The sequence below is a fragment of the Acidobacteriota bacterium genome (assembly GCA_038040445.1).
GTDB lineage: Bacteria > Acidobacteriota > Blastocatellia > UBA7656 > UBA7656 > Onstottus_A > Onstottus_A frigus.
Genome location: JBBPIG010000022.1, coordinates 104,283 through 120,837 on the forward strand (window position 1 = coordinate 104,283; position 16,555 = coordinate 120,837).

General features: G+C 55.6%; 14 protein-coding genes and 1 tRNA gene. 8 read left to right on the forward strand and 7 right to left on the reverse strand.

Features of this window, described 5'->3' with window-relative positions; all coding sequences use genetic code 11:
• Positions 1–69 precede the first annotated feature (69 nt).
• The 3 genes from AABO57_21545 to AABO57_21555 all read right to left on the reverse strand — a co-directional run bounded on the left by AABO57_21545 (position 70) and on the right by AABO57_21555 (position 1,822).
• A complete protein-coding gene (locus AABO57_21545) occupies positions 70–276 on the reverse strand; it encodes a hypothetical protein (GenBank protein ID MEK6288311.1) in 207 nt (68 codons plus the stop codon).
• Positions 273–830, reverse strand: coding sequence for a metal-dependent hydrolase (locus tag AABO57_21550; protein MEK6288312.1), 558 nt, complete (start codon positions 828–830; stop codon positions 273–275). The genes AABO57_21545 and AABO57_21550 overlap by 4 nt, the downstream gene beginning before the upstream one ends.
• 176 nt (positions 831–1,006) lie before the next feature.
• Positions 1,007–1,822 carry a hypothetical protein gene (locus AABO57_21555; protein MEK6288313.1) on the reverse strand — a complete coding sequence of 272 codons (816 nt, stop codon included), beginning with the start codon at positions 1,820–1,822 and terminating at the stop codon, positions 1,007–1,009.
• Positions 1,823–1,941: 119 nt separating this feature from the next.
• On the opposite strand from AABO57_21555, the gene AABO57_21560 reads away from it, so the two are divergent.
• Positions 1,942–2,946: a phospholipase D-like domain-containing protein gene (locus tag AABO57_21560; GenBank protein ID MEK6288314.1), complete on the forward strand. Its 1,005-nt coding sequence runs from the start codon at positions 1,942–1,944 to the stop codon at positions 2,944–2,946.
• A gap of 100 nt (positions 2,947–3,046) precedes the next feature.
• On the opposite strand, the gene AABO57_21565 is transcribed toward AABO57_21560, so the two are convergent.
• From AABO57_21565 to AABO57_21575, 3 genes are all read right to left on the reverse strand, one after another.
• Positions 3,047–3,123, reverse strand: a tRNA-Met gene (locus AABO57_21565).
• Between the two features lie 13 nt (positions 3,124–3,136).
• Positions 3,137–3,604 (reverse strand): septum formation initiator family protein, encoded by a 468-nt coding sequence (locus tag AABO57_21570; GenBank protein MEK6288315.1) that lies wholly within the window; start codon positions 3,602–3,604, stop codon positions 3,137–3,139.
• Positions 3,573–4,964 carry a phosphoglucomutase/phosphomannomutase family protein gene (locus AABO57_21575; GenBank protein ID MEK6288316.1) on the reverse strand — a complete coding sequence of 464 codons (1,392 nt, stop codon included), beginning with the start codon at positions 4,962–4,964 and terminating at the stop codon, positions 3,573–3,575. The genes AABO57_21570 and AABO57_21575 overlap by 32 nt, the downstream gene beginning before the upstream one ends.
• A gap of 430 nt (positions 4,965–5,394) precedes the next feature.
• Between AABO57_21575 and AABO57_21580 the strand changes: the two genes are divergently transcribed.
• The 3 genes from AABO57_21580 to AABO57_21590 are packed head-to-tail and all read left to right on the forward strand — an operon-like array spanning position 5,395 to position 8,298.
• On the forward strand, positions 5,395–6,348 hold the full coding sequence (locus AABO57_21580; protein MEK6288317.1) for a MoxR family ATPase: 954 nt from the start codon (positions 5,395–5,397) through the stop codon (positions 6,346–6,348).
• A 52-nt stretch (positions 6,349–6,400) separates the two neighbouring features.
• Entirely contained in the window at positions 6,401–6,982 is a 582-nt protein-coding gene (locus tag AABO57_21585) for an NUDIX domain-containing protein (protein ID MEK6288318.1), read from the forward strand.
• Positions 6,979–8,298, forward strand: a complete 1,320-nt coding sequence (locus AABO57_21590) for a DUF58 domain-containing protein (protein MEK6288319.1) — start codon at positions 6,979–6,981, stop codon at positions 8,296–8,298. The genes AABO57_21585 and AABO57_21590 overlap by 4 nt, the downstream gene beginning before the upstream one ends.
• 17 nt (positions 8,299–8,315) lie before the next feature.
• Here AABO57_21590 and AABO57_21595 read toward each other — a convergent pair whose 3' ends face one another.
• Entirely contained in the window at positions 8,316–9,236 is a 921-nt protein-coding gene (locus tag AABO57_21595; protein MEK6288320.1) for a stage II sporulation protein M, read from the reverse strand.
• Positions 9,237–9,409: 173 nt separating this feature from the next.
• Between AABO57_21595 and holB the strand changes: the two genes are divergently transcribed.
• The 4 genes from holB to AABO57_21615 all read left to right on the forward strand — a co-directional run.
• Positions 9,410–10,423, forward strand: a complete 1,014-nt coding sequence (holB, locus tag AABO57_21600) for a DNA polymerase III subunit delta' (protein MEK6288321.1) — start codon at positions 9,410–9,412, stop codon at positions 10,421–10,423.
• A 183-nt stretch (positions 10,424–10,606) separates the two neighbouring features.
• Entirely contained in the window at positions 10,607–12,346 is a 1,740-nt protein-coding gene (locus AABO57_21605) for a winged helix-turn-helix domain-containing protein (GenBank protein MEK6288322.1), read from the forward strand.
• 1,571 nt (positions 12,347–13,917) lie between these two features.
• Positions 13,918–14,532 carry a redoxin domain-containing protein gene (locus AABO57_21610; protein MEK6288323.1) on the forward strand — a complete coding sequence of 205 codons (615 nt, stop codon included), beginning with the start codon at positions 13,918–13,920 and terminating at the stop codon, positions 14,530–14,532.
• 61 nt (positions 14,533–14,593) lie between these two features.
• On the forward strand, positions 14,594–16,555 hold a 1,962-nt coding region (locus AABO57_21615), incomplete at its 3' end, for an ABC transporter permease (protein MEK6288324.1).

Sequence of the window (16,555 nt, forward strand, 5' to 3'; positions counted from 1 at the left end):
TGCCTTGCGTTCGCTTGGGCGAGAAGCGGTCGTCGGTGTTTCCGAAAGCGAGCGCGCCCAAAACTGGCATCAGGACTGCCGTGGCGATTGAAGCGGGCCAACCCGATGTGATGAGTAAAATGAGGACACTCGCGCACTTCTCAACGCTATGATCTTGCCGTCGGGCTGCGTCAGCAGGGCATAAGCCAGATCAGCGCGGGAATAGAAATCGGCTGTTACCTTGCCATTCGCGCCAAAGCTTGTGTCGAGACTGCCATCCGTGTTGTAGCGTATCAGCGCAAATCAGCGTCCCGGTGAGTCAGAAAACGGTTGCGCAGCCAGGGCGCGAGGATGACTATCACTGAAGGAATCCACACCCACACAAGTTCATTCAGAATCGTTGTCGCCCCGGCAGAGCTGAAGAAAGCCAGGCCGATCGGCGACGAGACAATTGGCCGCCACGGCAGAAAAAACCGTGCTGGACTAAACGGCGCAAAAAAAGCCACTCCCAAGGTGCCATCTACCATGGCATCGAGAACTGAATGGGAAGCAGTCGCCGCGAAGAAGAATGCGAACAGCCCCAGTCTACTTATCATCCCCTTAGCCGGTTTCCTGAAGGCCAGCAGCACCACTAGTCCGCTCAGCGCCATCGCGAAGAAAAGCGAGTGCGTGAGCCCGCGATGGCCGAGCATCGTCGTGTAGTCGAAGCCGAACCGGTTGGCCAAGACATCGATATCTGGCGCCACCGCACAAACGGAAGATAGTACCCAGAACCGGAGAGGGAGTGGACGCGTCGTGTACGCCCTCCCTAAAGCTATTGATGCGACGGCATGAGAAAACGCAGATGGCATTGCAAATACTCACTTCATAAAAATCTCTTGGTCACCTTCCGGCACGAGCCTGAAGACTACTGATTGATTCATTGTAATCTGTGGGAGCGGGCCACCGCCATTGGTTCTCCGGCCCACGTCGAGACATCTAAGACCAAAGGTCAGGTCCGTACGTGGCAAGGCGGACAGTAGACGGATTAGTTAGGGTGATTGAATTTCGAGTCATCCAGTCGCCATCGCGTTCTGATCGCAAAACTGTAGCAAAGCGCGGCGATGACAATGCCACCAAGATCTGCCGCGAGGTCCTGAACAGTATCGCGCGGCGTCCATATGCGTTGGCCGCCGAACAATCGCTCGTCGATCAATTCCGTGATTTCATAGTAGGCGGCCAGGCTAAAAGCAGTCGTGACTGAAAAGAAGGCTACAAAACCCAGGGGCAGCCGGTAGGCGAAGCGCCGGATCAGCGCCATCAGAAGCCACATAACAGGGACTAACGATAGTCCGCTCGCAGTGAAATGGGTGATGATGTCATAGGGGACTAAAGCAATCCTTCGGCTGAACAAGCCATATCGATTGCCGACGACGTCCAGCGCGATGGAGAGCACTAAACAAAGGAGCATTCCGGCGGGCATCCGGATGTTCAACCTGAATCTTAGATAGAAATAGAACGACGATAAGGCGAGCGTAGAAAGCAGAGTGTTGGTTACTGGCGATCGATAGGGCAGCCTGAGCAGCAGGACTGTGTATACTGCCAGGGCTAACATCCCGGCCACTACCACTTCTGATTTGCCAATCCTTTGAGACTCTGATCTTTCAGCCAGCACGGCGGGCTTGACCCTGTTCGAGAACTCGGCAGTGGCAACGGGCTTGTAGAACATACTCCTGTGCTCTTGAGCTCGAACAGCGTGAGCGTATAGCCAGGCGAGTTCAGCTCTACCGTTCACGACGAGCTCAACAGCTACCGTTGCTGCAACGCCTGTTCCGACAATTGGAAGCGCGTCGTAGTGCAGCACAGAGAGTGACTCCTCGAGTCGCCTGCGGAAATTCTCGCATCAACTTGCGTGAAAGCGCGCAAAGCCGGGGAGGGGCGCGCCGTGCGCACTACAATGAACTTGAAAGAGGATTGGTGTTGATGCTGTTTCTCGCTCTGTTTGAGCCGGGACTTCGCTTCAAGATCGCCAGCACGCCTTCCGCGCCCCTGGAATCCCAGGACTTCCTGCGAATGCTTGCGGCCCTCACCAACGCCACGATCCATACAAACAATCGGGTAGATGTGCTGACCAACGTTGAGGTCTTTTATGAAGCCGCGTTGGAGGCCATTCGCAACGCCAAACACAACATCAACATTGAGGTTTACATTTTTCAGAAGGGAAGAGTCGCCGGGCGGTTCATTGAAGCTCTGATCGAGCGCGCGGAGGCTGGCGTGAACGTGAATCTGGTCATTGACGCGATCGGCAGCTTCGCGACCTGGGACAGCTATCTCAAACTGCTGCCCGACGCCGGCGCCCGCGTCGAGCGGTATAATCCGATTCGCTGGTACACGCTGCCGCGAATCAACAATCGCACTCACCGCACGCTGATCATCGTCGATGGGCGGGTTGGCTTCGTCGGAGGCGACGGCGTCGCCGATCACTGGCTCTACGGAAGAGGAAAATCGAGCCGCTGGCGCGACACCATGTTTCGCGTCGAAGGCGGCGCGGTAACCGATCTTGCAGTCTACCTTTGTCGAAAACTGGCTGGAAGCGTCAGGCGAGATTCTGGCGGCGACCGAGTACTTCCCGGCTTGCACTGCAGCGGGCGCCACCAGGGTGATGGTCATCGACAGCTCGCCTTCGATTGGCCAGTCGACTCGCGCACGCGTTCTCTTTCAGACGCTGTTGGCGTCGGCGCGCAAGACCATCTTCATAAACACGCCGTACTTCGGTTGCTGGCCTCTCATCTCACGAGTGCGGATATCCGAGCCCACCTTCAGCGCTCGAGAACTTACCCGGGGGTGTTGCCCTTCCTGCATTTGGATCACATCTACTTCGATGATTTGCTCGATCTTGAACGAATCACGCTGCATAAGAGCCGCGCCGCGCTGGTGGCTTCGGATCATCTGCCGTTGGTCGCGGACTTTCGAATTCAGAGGGAGTAAAGCAATCTCATCGAAGGAATAACCTGGTTCAGAAGTCGTCCAAATAAAAACGAAAGGGCCGGAACTTTTTCCGGCCCAACTTCCGACCCGATTTAGTGAGTGGTTGCGGGGGCGGGATTTGAACCCGCGACCTTTGGGTTATGAGCCCAACGAGCTACCAGACTGCTCCACCCCGCGCCAGAATATTACATTAATTCGAAGCGTCCGTATAGCCGCTGTTGGAGCGGGGACTCAAATTCGCCATCCGAACCGGGCGGACCTCCGTAGTGCTTTCGGCAGCCGAGCTCGGATCTTGCTGAAGTTTGATCACCACGTCCCCAGAGCGGACGAATCCGAACTTCTGTCGGGCGAATAGCTCGATTGCTCTCGAGTCGGTGCGTAGTTGTTGAACGTCGCGCTCGAGTTTCTGAACCCTTATCGTTAGATCCGTGACTCTCTCCCCGGCTGCTTCGTGCTTGAGCAGCGCCGCGTCAAGCTCCCCTCGAGCCCTGGAGTAAACCGAAAGGCAAGTGGCCGCTGCCGCCAGTATTATCGTTATTACTATGGCGTCTATCAGACGGCGGGCGCGAACCCTTCGTCTGACTACCGGGTTCACCTTTACCGCCGTTGCGGACCTCTCGACTCTTTCATCCCAAAATGTACTTGTGGCCTGACTCAAGTAGCACCTCCAATTCTTGCTCGTTTGAAGCTTCAGCGTAAATGCGCACCAGCGGCTCGGTCCCGGACGGACGTAGCAAAATCCAAGATCCGTCATCGAGAATAAACTTGGCTCCGTCGACTCGATTTACAGACACGACACGGTGGCCGGCGAACTGATTCGCGCCGGCGGACAGCTTACTCGGCAATGCTTGCTGCAGCTCAGGCGTCAACGGGACGCCTATTCTTCCGCTTGTTACGTGACCCACTTCTGAATAGACCTTTGCGAGCATCTCTCCGAGAGAAGCCCTTCGCGCGGCGACCATCTCAGCAACCAGCAAGCAGGCAAGTATCCCGTCCTTCTCCGGGAAGTGTCCTCTGATTGACAGTCCCGCGCTCTCTTCGCCGCCGAGCGAAATTTTGTCTTCGTCAATAAGCTGCCCGATGTACTTGAAGCCAACCGGCGTCTCAATCACTTCGATCCCGCGCCGCGCAGCTACTCGATCGACGAGATGAGTGGTCGCGACCGAGCGAGCAACCGCATCGGTCCACCCGCGAGACTCCGCCAGGTAGTCGACCAAGAGAGCTATTATCTGGTTCGGCGTGACGAACGCGCCATCCCGATCGATGATGCCGAAGCGGTCAGCGTCGCCATCGGTTGAGATCCCCAAATCATACCCGCCGGCCGTTACAGCGTCGCGAAGCTCATGCAGATACTCCGCCTCGGGAGATGGACTGTGGCCGCCGAAGTAAACATCGCGATAATCGTGAAGCATCAATACGTCCGAGCCGGCATCACCGAGCGTCTTGTCCAGATACCCCCGTCCTGTGCCCCAGAGCGGGTCGTAAGCGATGCGCAGTCCCGCGCCGGCGATCGCGCGAAGGTCGATCTTGGTGGCGATGTCGTTCAAGTAGTCATTCACCAGCGACAAACTCTCGACCTGCCGACCCTGTGCGGGTTTTGCAATGTGCTTACCTTCGAGGCTCGAGATGTTGCGTTCTATCTCGTTTGTAACCTCGGGCAACGCGGGCGCGCCATCGGAAGCTGAGAACTTGATACCGGAATACTCGGGCGGGTTATGGCTGGCGGTGAAGTTGATGGCGCCACTCGCACGTCTTGAGCGAACCGCGAATGCAATCGCAGGAGTTGGAGTAGCTCGATCGCACAAAAGCGGGTGAAGACCGTTAGCGGCGATTATTGCAGCCCCTTCGGATGCAAAGACTTCAGCCATGAATCTGGTATCGTAACCGACGATAACCTGGGACCCGGGTGCGCGCTTAGCGATCCAGTCTGATATCGCTTGCGTGACGCGACGCACGGCGTCGAATGTGAATTCGTCGGCGATAATGGCGCGCCAGCCGGAAGTCCCGAACTTTATCATTCCTTGAATTGTGCTCGGTCTGTGAGGAGACCGCCGGAAAATCCTGCAAGCGAATGGGAGCGTCCAAGCCCAAGTGGGGGACGGGCCGTGGCAGCAGGAACGGACTGTACCATCTTTCCCAGTCCGGCGCAACAATTTTCTTCTTGAAGTTTAAGATTGTTTGCTTGAGACGATACATCAACAGTGAGCTGAGATCGAACGGTGATCTGGACGCGATTGTGACGGACGGGACTCAAGCGGACGTGCGGTTATAAGAAGTGAATTGCCAAGCATGGAACCATCTTCTTATCGCAAGGCGGGGCAGGTTCACGTTGCAGCGCCCGGTCCAACGTATTATTCTTTGGGACTATTCAACGGATCGCTTACGTGCTGAAATTCACCAAACCCCTTCATCTCGGCGAAACCAGGATAAGAATTGGAGGTCAATGCGTTGCCAGATTCTGTTAGCGCGATAGTAGCTCACCTGAAAGGCGAAGTAGCCAAAGCCATAGTCGGCCAGGATGAGGTGATCGAACAGGTGCTGATCGCGTTGCTGACCGAAGGGCACGCCTTGATCGAGGGTGTGCCCGGAACCGCCAAGACGCTTATGGTCAAGGTGCTCGCTCGCGCTATAGGCGCGGAATCCGGACGCATTCAGTTCACTCCCGATCTGATGCCCGCCGACGTCACCGGCACAAACATCTTCAACATGTCGACGTCGCTTTTCACGCTGCGGCGCGGGCCGATCTTCACCGACTTGCTGCTGGCCGACGAGATAAATCGCACTCCTCCCAAGACTCAGGCCGCGCTGCTGGAAGCAATGGAGGAGCGGCAGGTGACAATCGACGGTGAAGCGCACAAGCTCTCGCCACTGTTTACCGTTCTTGCAACACAGAACCCGATCGAATATGAAGGAACGTATCCACTGCCCGAGGCTCAACTGGACCGTTTCATGTTGAAGATAATCGTCAACTATCCAAACGCCGATGAAGAACTGCGAGTGGTAGCAAACTGGAATGCGGGCTTCAACGCTCGGCGTCTCGAAGACCTGGACATACAACCGATTCCCGATGCCGCAGCGGTGCTCAGTTGCCGATCACAGGTGCGCGGCGTAACGGTTGAGGAAGGCGTTCAGCGGTACATCGTCGCGATCATTCGGGGAACACGAACCGCGATCAACGTTTCCTGGGGAGCAAGCCCGCGCGCGGCGGTCGCTCTGCTGTTGTGCTCAAAAGCGCTGGCCGCGGTTCGAGGCCGCACCTTCGTAACGCCGGATGATGTGAAAGAGATCGCGAAGCCGGTGCTGCGCCATCGGATCGTGTTGCGCTCAGAAGCGGAGATTGAAGGTACGTTGCCCGACCAGGTGCTCGACGAAGTGATCGCTAGCATCGATGTGCCGAGGTGAAAGTGATGCGTGAAGCGTGATGACGTGATGCGTGATGCGTGATGCGTGACGCGTGACGGTCAGCATACAGTTGCCCGTGACGGTTCACGAATCACGCATCACGCATCACGCATCACGCATCTTGCCATTTGATATGAAAGAGCAAAAGAAACCAATACCGGCGGCGGCGGTTGCGTTTGTGAGAGATACCGAGCGCGGAATCGAGATCTATCTGAGCCGCCGGCCCGCGCACTTCCGGTATTACCCCGGCGCATTTGTTTTCCCTGGAGGCCGGTCGGACCCTGGTGACACCGACATCAAGGCTACCGCGCGTCGTGAGGTTCAGGAAGAAATCGGGATCGAAATCGACACCCAGCGTCTTGTACCGTTGAGGAACATCCACACCAGCGCGCATGCCGGTCCGGTCTATCACATGCTGACATTCGCTTATCCGGCGGAGAGCGAATTCAATACCAGTCTGAACCCCGAAGAGGTCGAAGAAGAAATGTGGATCATGGCTCGAGAGGCGCTCGCGCGTTTTGAACTGCCGTATCAGATTCGGGCGGCGGTCTACACCATCGCACGCTTCGCGAGCGTCGCGGACCTGCTAGGTGCTCTTGCTGAGGGAAGCATCGACGAGGATTACTGGATTTGAGATTTGTTTTCTCAACGCGATTCTTTGTTCTGCTCGCGGTCGGGCTTGCGCTGCTTTCGCTCGGATGGATCGGCCGGGGCGCGCTGTACCTGACGATTCTTTACGATGTCGGTTTGATGGTGACTGCCGTAGCGGACTATTTACTTTCGGAGAAGGCAGGTGCGTTTCGAGTCGAGCGCGAGATGGAAGAGCGCTTCGCAATGGGCGCAGAGAATGAAGTCACGATCAGAATTGCGAATCGCGGCCGGCGCAAAGTCACCTTCGTCGTCAAGGACGAGTACCCGCCGCAGATGGAGCTTGTAACTCCTCGCGAGGCACAGTTGACGGTTCCGCCGGGCCGCTCGCGAGTCTGGCGATACAGCTTGCTGCCGACCGCGCGCGGGAAATACGAATTCGGCAAGACTGTGCTTCGATTTCGAACTCCGCTTGGGCTGCTATGGCATCAATTGAGCTATCAGACCGCAACCGATGTGAAGGTCTATCCGGACATCCGCGAAGCGAGAAAGCATGAGATCTACGCTCATCGCAATCGACGCCCGGAACCCGGCTTACGCCGAATGCGCATTCGCGGTCAAGGACGCGAGTTTGAGTCGCTGCGCGAGTTCGTGATTGGCGACGAGATTCGACACATCTCCTGGCCGGCGACCGCGAGGCGGGGCAAGGTCATCACTCGACAGTACACGATCGAGCGCAGCCAGAATATTGTCGTGCTGCTGGACACGGGCCGGTTGATGACAGCACGGATCGGCAAGCTGACGAAGCTCGATCACGCGGTCAACGCTACGCTTTCGATCGCTTACGTAGCGGCGGCGGGGGGCGACAACGTCGGATTGGTCGCGTTCTCGCGTCGAGTGGTGAGCTACTTGCCGCCGCGCCGCGGCAGGGATCAGATCAACCGGTTGATGGAAGCGCTCTACAGTCTCGAGCCTCAGATGATCGAGCCGAGCTACAAGCGAGCGTTCAATTTCTTCGGCGCGAACTGTAAGCGCCGTTCGCTGGTCGTGATACTCACCGATCTGGTCGATCGCGATGCGTCTGCCGAGTTGCTCGCGCACACGTCGCAGCTTATGCCTCGCCATCTTCCTCTGATCATCACGATCGGCGATACCGACCTTCGAGAGATGGTGCGCGCGGCGCCGGCTTCTTCTGCCGACGTGTATCGTCAAGCAGTCGCCGAAGAGATTCTCCGCCAACGCGAAGAAGCATTGATGCGCATTCGTCACGCAGGCGGGCTCGCGCTGGATGTTCCTGCGGGAAGGCTGTCGCTCGAGTTGGTGAATAAGTATCTCGAGGTGAAGGAGCGAGGGTTGTTATGAAAAGAGCCCCGCGGAACTCATTTTGTTTCGAGGGTTGGTCTGTTCAGAAAGTACATGATCATCACCAAAGCGCTCATTGCGGAAATCAAAAACTTGTACGCAGGCGCAATATGCGCGGGCGAGATAAAGCCTTCAATCAAACCGGCAATCAACAGCATTGGTATGCAGCCGAGGATCAGCTTGATTGCTAACCTTCCATTCGTGACCAGAGCATCTATGCGCCTCAGATCCCCAGGCATCAACAGCGCTTTGCCGATCAAAAGGCCCGCGCCTCCCGCGATGAAGATTGCGGTCAGCTCGATCACCCCATGCGCTGAAACAAAGATCGGGATCTCCCAGAATCTATAGCGGACGCACAGGCTCATAACCATGCCGAGCAGCAATCCGTTTTGCGCCAGCACCAACAACGTGCCGATCCCGCCAAGCACGCCGCCGGCAAAAGCGTAGAACGTAACGGTGATATTGTTAGCTTGAATCGAAGTTGACGCGAGCGGGTTCGAATTGTTGACGGACTCAGTCCAGTTGTGATGCTCGGCGATTGACTGTCTCAACTGCGGCGCGATGCGATCGGCGAAGCCTTCGTCGAGGAGACAGGCGACAGCGGCAAATCCCGCAGCAAGCACAAAGGTCAGGAAGGCCGTCAGCGTGTAAGGGAGCGTTTTTCTGAAGACCGCGGGAAACTCGTAACGGAAGAACGAAACGAACACGCCGAAACCTGAAGATTCGCTGCGGTAGATGGCTCCGTGCGCGCGCGCGACCAGATGATTGAGGTAGTTCACCAGGCGTTGGTCGCGCACCTCTTCGCGGGCGATCGCCAGATCAGCAGCCGTGCGCCTATAGAGCTGCCCGAACTCTCGGACCTCGTCGCCGGTCAGACTCTTCAGCCGAAGTCGGGACGCCCGAGCAGTGAGATCTTCAAGCCGCTTCCATTTTCCCAACCGAGATTCGAGAAAGTTCTTCAGCACAGGATTCAGGATACAGGATTTGGGATCAGAAGTCAGAAGTCTGAAGTCCAGACAGCCGCAAGATCCACTTTGTTGGTGATCCCTTGTCCTGTATTCTGACTTCTGACCTCTGACCTCTGACTTCTGACTTCTGACCTCTGAGCCCTATGCCATTCTCGTCACTCATCGGAAACGAACGGATCAAGAAGCTGCTGCAACGCGCGGTAGCCGAGGGCCGCGTTGGGCAATCGCTGTTGATGGCGGGGCCTCGGGGTGTCGGCAAATATCAGTTCGCGATAGCCCTCGCTCAAGCGCTCAACTGCGAGCATGCAACACAAGGGGACGCGTGTGGAGAGTGTGTGCCTTGCGGCAAGATTGAACGCCGGGAGCACGGTGACGTGCGAATACTGATGCGTGAGAGCAAAGACCCTTCGATCAAGAAGGACCATAAGAGCCAGTTCATTAAGATCGAACAGACGCGCGCAATGTCCGAGCAAGCGCAGTTCCGTCCCTATGAAGGACGCCGCCGGGTCTTCATTATCGATGAAGCGGAATGCCTGCAGCACCAGGCGGCAAACTCCTTGCTGAAGACGCTCGAAGAGCCGCCCCCGACCTCCCTCGTCGTTCTTGTTACTTCAAAGCCTTATTCGTTGATCGAAACGATTCGCTCGCGGTGTCTGATGTTGAGCTTCGCGCCGCTCCGCGCGGAAGAAATTGAAGAGCACCTGCGGGTGAAAGCGAACAGACCGATCGACGAGGCGCGATTACTTGCACGCCTGGCGCGTGGTAGCATTGGCCACGCTCTTGAAATCGATATAGGCGAGTACCGCGAGATGCGGAATACTGTGCTGCAGATTATTGAGACTCTCAGCTTGGAGCGCGAGGTGACAGCTCTGCTGGGCGCGAGCGAGTATCTTGGCCGCAGGCTCGAGAAGGATGCGTTCGAAGAACACCTCGACACATTGATCCTGTTATTTGACGATCTCTTTCATTTGAAGCTGAACGGGTCAGATGAATCGCTGACGAACGCGGACATCGCCGACCGTTTGAGGCGAGTTGCCGAGAACATAACGATCGAGCAGATTATGGAATGGGTTGATCGGATTGAGGTGATCTTTCGCGCGCTTCCTCGAAACATCAACCGGCAGCTTGCGATGGACTCGATGCTGATAACTGGCTAGGGTGGCTCGAACTCGCAGCCCAGGCTAGAATCCCCGAAAAATTGGGCGGCAAATCTAACAAAGTGAGTTACAACCGAGCGTTTTGCGTCTATAATCACGGACGGGCGAGTAATCTGTCTGACTTCTGGGTTTCGGGCACAAGCAGATCAAGCTGAAATTGAATAGCTGAATCTGAATCTGTTCATGGGGCGAGCCGACAATCTCTTTCAGTTTGGTGCCTTCCGCCTGGATGCGGGCGAGCGGGTGCTCCTGCGCGATGGGCGACTCGTACCGCTACCTGCGAAGGTTTTGAGCACTCTTCTCCTCCTCGTTCGGAATAACGGCCATGTAGTTGAAAAAGACGTTCTGATGAAAGAAGTTTGGCCGGATGAGTATGTGGAGGAAGGAAATCTCGCCCAACACATCTTCATGCTGCGGAGGGCTCTGGGGGAAAGCACCGAGAATCCCAAGTACATCGAGACTGTTCCGCGTCGAGGCTATCGTTTTGTCGCCAAAATGATAGAGCCCGAGGAAAAGGCTCATGAGAAAGGGATCGATTCTCTTGCGGTGCTTCCTTTTATTAATGCGAGTAATGATCCCAACATGGAATACCTCTCGGATGGGATAACCGAGAGCATCATGAATAGCCTTTCGCACCTTCCGCAGTTGAAAGTGATGGCACGTAGTACAGTCTTTCGTTACAAAGGGGCTGGTATTGACCCGCGAGAGGCTGGCCATAGTCTCGGAGTCCGCGCAGTGATGATGGGCATTGTTCAACAGCTTGGAGAACAACTTGTCATAAGCGCAGAACTGGTCGATGTTGAGGATGGATCGCGGATCTGGGGCGAACAATATCACAGGAAGTCCTCGGACATTTTTTCTCTGCAAGATGAATTGGCTTGGGAGATCCCAGAGAAGTTACGCCTTAGATTGAGCGGTGAGCAGAGGGAAAAACTAACGAAACGCTTTACGGAGAACAGGGAGGCCTACGAGTTTTATCTTAAGGGACGATACGCCTGGGCCAGAAGAGCCATTGAGGATCTGAAAAAAGGAGTTGAATACTTCCGGCAGGCAATTGCTGAAGACCCGAACTATTCCCTGGCGCATGCTGGAATAGCGGATTGCCTCGTCTTACTTGGGTTATTCGGAGCTGACAATCCACGAGAGATCATGCCGCAAGCCAAGGCGTCCGCCATGAAGGCCATTCAGTTGGATGAAACCGGGGAAGCTTACGCTTCATTGGGTCAGATAAAACTCATCTATGATTGGGATTGGACAGCAGCGGAGGCGGATTTTCAGCAAGCCGTACGCCTCAGCCCAACTTATCCGACAGCCCATCAGTGGCATGGTGAATATCTGGCGTCGATGGGTCTATTTGACCAGGGGCTGGCAGAGCTGAAGAAGGCCCGGGATCTCGATCCACTCTCGCTCATCATCAATACAAATCTTGGACTCAACTTCTATTGGGCACGGCGCTACGATCTCGCTATCGAACAATTGGAACGTGCACTCGAACTGGAGCCAAATTTCTCCCGCGCGCACCTCCACCTTGGAATGTGTTACGAGCGCAAGTTGATGTACCGAGAAGCCATCGCCGAACTAGAAAAGGCGAGATCCATCAGTGAAAACTCATGGACTCTAGCTGGCCTCGGTCACTGCCACGCTTCCTTCGGCGCGAGAGCGGAGGCTGAAAGGTTTCTAGACCAGCTGTTGGAGTTGTCGCGACGTCAATTTGTTTCGTGCGCCACGATCGCAGTTGTCTATGCCGGATTCCCGGACCGGGTAGATCAGGCAATGGAATGGCTGGAGAAGGCTTATGAGGAACGCTCCGGACTACTCATCTGGCTAAAGGTGTGGCCGATGTTTGACCATCTTCGCTCAGACGCGAGGTTCGTTCGTCTTTTGCGGCGTATTGGGCTTGCGACTGATGGTGAACGACTCTAGCTGGTGCCAGATCGGATGAGTTGTGGGCCCACTCACCAAAAACCTCGACACGCAAGCGCGGCCCCGCGCTTGCGAACCGCAGCAAAAAGCGATCGAACGACAATCCCTAACTCGTTCCAGGAGAACCTTGAGGCTCTGGCGGAAAAACTGCGCGCGTTAGAACTTGATCCGCTATCGCTGCACATGAACCTGAAGCATCGGGTTTACGTTGTGGCTGATGCACCGGATTTGGCGAGGCGCTAATGGTGTTCACGAGCCGTGTCCCTTCAGCGCTGACGTGCGAACCCCAGTGTCCGCTCATCTCCAGCTAAGAACTTGCTAATAACTCTCTAAGAATCACCCAAAGACTTGTGGCCCCGCTGTCGCTATAATCCGCCTGGTCACGCCGCAGGTTTGCTAAAGCGATGACTCGGTAGATTGCCTCGGTTACGCGAGGATCAGGAGGGAAAAATGAAAAGTAAAAGGGTCTGGCTGAGCATTGCGTTCGTCGTTATGCTCAGCATGTTCGGTGCTACCTATAGCAGTGGCGACGTATTCATGGTCGAGGAATTCGGCGCGCGCTGCACCTGCAGCCATCCCGTTACCGGCCATTACGGCGCACTATGCCGGGTAGGTCCTTATTGGGAGTGTTGTCCAGCGGATTGTTGGATTCCGATCTAGAGACGTTTTCACGGCTTTCTGTGGAAAAGGGAAAGCACCGACAACTTTGAGGTGGGTCCTGGTCGTCCTGTTTTTCCTAGTCGTCGGATTTGGTTTCCTTGGGCCGGTGGTTTCAGCTTATCCGGTGGTTATCGCTGATAAGGTGGCTCTGCCAACTGTTGGAATCCAAACCCGAACCATACTGGATCTTGCGACGAACACAGTGTTCGATAGTGTGTGTCTGGTTCCGACCGTCGAGTAAGCAACGTGTAATCTTTTTTGCGAAAGGAGGAAAGCAATGAGAAAGTTACGGTTATGGTTTTCCCTGGGGGTCCTGGTTCTTGTCGTCGGATTTGGGTCCATCGGGCCGGTTTCAGCCGACTTTGAATTAATGGAAGACGGCTATGGAGCTCCAAGGTGTAATTGTTGGTATCCAAACTCAAACACCTATGGGGTTCGAAGTGGTGAGGACTGTCCCTCGACTAACTGCTGGGTTCAAGTCTGAGGAACTTGAGTACCCGGTTTTGTGGGCATTTGCCGACATTGGTGGGCTTCGCTCAGCCGAGCTCGGGATGTGCGAGCCCACCAGGTTTACGACTAATTCTTGGTTCCGGTCCGGGGTCTGAATAGTGAGACTGACAAGGAAGACATCCGCGTTATTAGTTGGTGTCGCGATGGTTGCCATCCTGCTTGGTCTCTGGTTCTACAGTCACCGGACACCAAAGCCCGAATGTAACTGCGTGTTTCCAAACTCAGGGAGATACGGAGTGATCCAGGATGGCCAGTGCGTTGTAGTTGACTGCACCAGAAAACAATAGAGGATCGCAATGCAGCATTGTTCTTCCCTTTTAAAGCGCACTTAGAGGCGGAGCACAGCAGGCCTCCTGTGAATTGGACGAACTTCCGAAAATTGACGGTCTCCCGAGGTTGCGATGGAAAACTCAGTTGAACTCACCCAGACGAAGCAGACTGTGTGGCGGAGTTTTTTCGACCCAGCCTACATCGTTCTTTTGTTAGGTATTGCTATCGCGGTAGGGTTTATCATAACGCTATCTCGCGACAAGGCCCGGCTGAGAGCGGTGCTTGACGACGCGTCCGGGACACTATGTGGGCCACAGTCCGCTCAGGTCGGAGATATCCTGCCGGCTTTCAAGAGCACCGGAATAGATGGCAACCCGACGGAGGTCGGCTACGACGGATCCCGCCGGTCCTTGATTCTGATCTTTTCGCCGGCATGTGGAGTGTGCAGTCACGAACTACCAATTTGGAACCGGCTGGCGAATGCGGCTGAGTCGATGAACATCGCTGTGCGCGGTATTTCCCTCGACCCCCTGGACGAAACGAAAAGCAACCTCAAAGAGAAACAAGTAGCTTTCAAAACGCTTATTATGCCGAGCATGTCTGTTCGACGAGCGTACAGGGTGGTCAGCATTCCCGAGATTTTGATAGTGTCAGCCGGCGGATTTGTTGAGTGGGTACATTATGGAGCGCTCACAGATGAAAAAGAGGCAGAGCTGCTATCAAAGCTTCGACCGGCTGAGCGGTAGAGGACTGCCCCTCTGTGCCGCTTGGACTTCGAACCGTCGGTTTGGTGTTGTCACCTAGGCCATGGACTCAGTCTCAAGAGATGTCCGCTATGCGATAAGAACGCTGCTCAGATCTCCACTGTTCGGCACCGGAGCGGTGTTGACACTGGCTTTGGCCATTGGCTGTTGTACAGCAACCTTTAGCATTATCAGCTTCGCTCTGCTCCGTCCGATTTCGTGCGACGAGCCGGACCGGTTGGTGGTTTTGGATGATGCGTTGCTGAGCCTGAGAGGCGACTCTTCACCGGGACCCCTTCTTGACTGGAAAGAGGGGCTTCAGACCTTCGCGGATGTGGCTGCCTATAGCGATTACAACGGCGGCGCCAATCTTTCGGGAGCCGGCGAGCCTAGTCGCGTACAGTGCGTCGAAGTGAGCGCAAGCTTCTTCAGAGTACTTGGCGTGAACGCCGCGCTTGGCCGGACAATCGGTGCGGAAGAAGAGCAAAGTGGCAATAATCGCGTAGCGATAATTAGCGCCGGGCTATGGAAGCGCGATTTCGCAGCTTCGCCCGAGGTTCTTGGCCACACCATTTCGCTCAACTCAATTCCATTCACGATAATAGGCGTAGCTCCCGCCGACTTTCGACCTCCGACACGAGCTGAGCTCTGGGTTCCAATCTCGCTTGGAACGGATCGCGTGTTGACCAGCCCAACAATCTTCTACAACATAATCGGCCGGTTGAGGCCGAAGGTGACCCTTGATCAGGCAAGATCTGATGTTGCGGCCTTGAAAGAGCGATTCAGGCAAGTGCGAGCCGAAACCTGGGTGGCCAGGAGGAACATAAAGGTAGTTCCTCTGATCGAACGCATTACAGGTAGCTCTCAGACGGCTTTTCTTGTCCTGGCAGGTTCTGTGCTTCTCGTGATGCTGATAGCATGCGCGAACGTAGGAAACCTGCTCTTGAGCCGAGCGACGCTCCGGAAGAGGGAGATGGCTGTGCGAGCGGCTTTGGGGGCATCGCGGTTGCGACTGGTCCGTCAGCTTCTGATAGAGAGTTTAGTCGTCGCCTCTGCAGGCGGTTTCCTGGGTTTTCTCGCGGCTCACTGGTTCTTGCAGAGTCTGAGGGGACTCAGCGCCACTCAGATGTCGCCAGTTGTCGGCGCAACCATCGACGCCCGCGCTCTTATCTTCACTCTGGCGGCTTCCTTGTTGACCGGAGTATTAGCTGGCCTTGCTCCGGCGATTCACGCATCCAAGGTTGATTTGAATGAGTCGCTCAAAAGGGGAGCGGCTGAGCAGGCGGGCGGGACTAGATGGGGGAGGCTTTTTGTTATTTCGGAGATCGCCCTGGCGCTGGTGCTGCTCAGCGGCGCTGGACTCTTGGTCAAGAGCCTGGTTCGTCTTCAGCATGTTGATTCAGGTCTTGACCCTACGAACGTTCTAACCGTCAGCATAGATTTGCCCCGCCAGAAGTATCCTCAAAAGGACATGCAGCTCCCGTACGGGCAACTGCTTAGCCGTCTGGCTTCGATTAGCGGGTGCCGCTCCGTTGGCGCAATCAACGCGCTGCCATTCAGCAACACTGATGTTTTCGCGGCCTTGTTTGATCTGGTTGGTCAGCCTGCTGATAAGAAGTTACAGGATGGATTCGCGACCAAGGACCGATTCGCCACTAATCTTGTCGTCACGCCAAATTACTTTCGAACCATCGGCATACCGCTACTCAATGGACGGGTATTCTCGGAACGAGATAGTGAGGTTTCTCCCAAGGTCCTGATTGTCAACAGGTCATTCGCGAAGCGATACTGGCAGAATGAAGATCCCATCGGAAAACTCCTTTTGATCGCAGGCGATCCGACGCCTAGCGAGATCGTCGGGGTCGTTGGCGACGTGAAGCACTTCGGGCTGGAAAAAGACTCCTTGCAAGAAATGTACAGACCCTACACTCAGAGCTCTTCAGCTTTAACAAGCTTCGTCATCAGAACCGAGGATGACCCACTGCTAGTTGTTCCTGCCGTGCAGGCCGCAGTCAAGGCCTTGGAT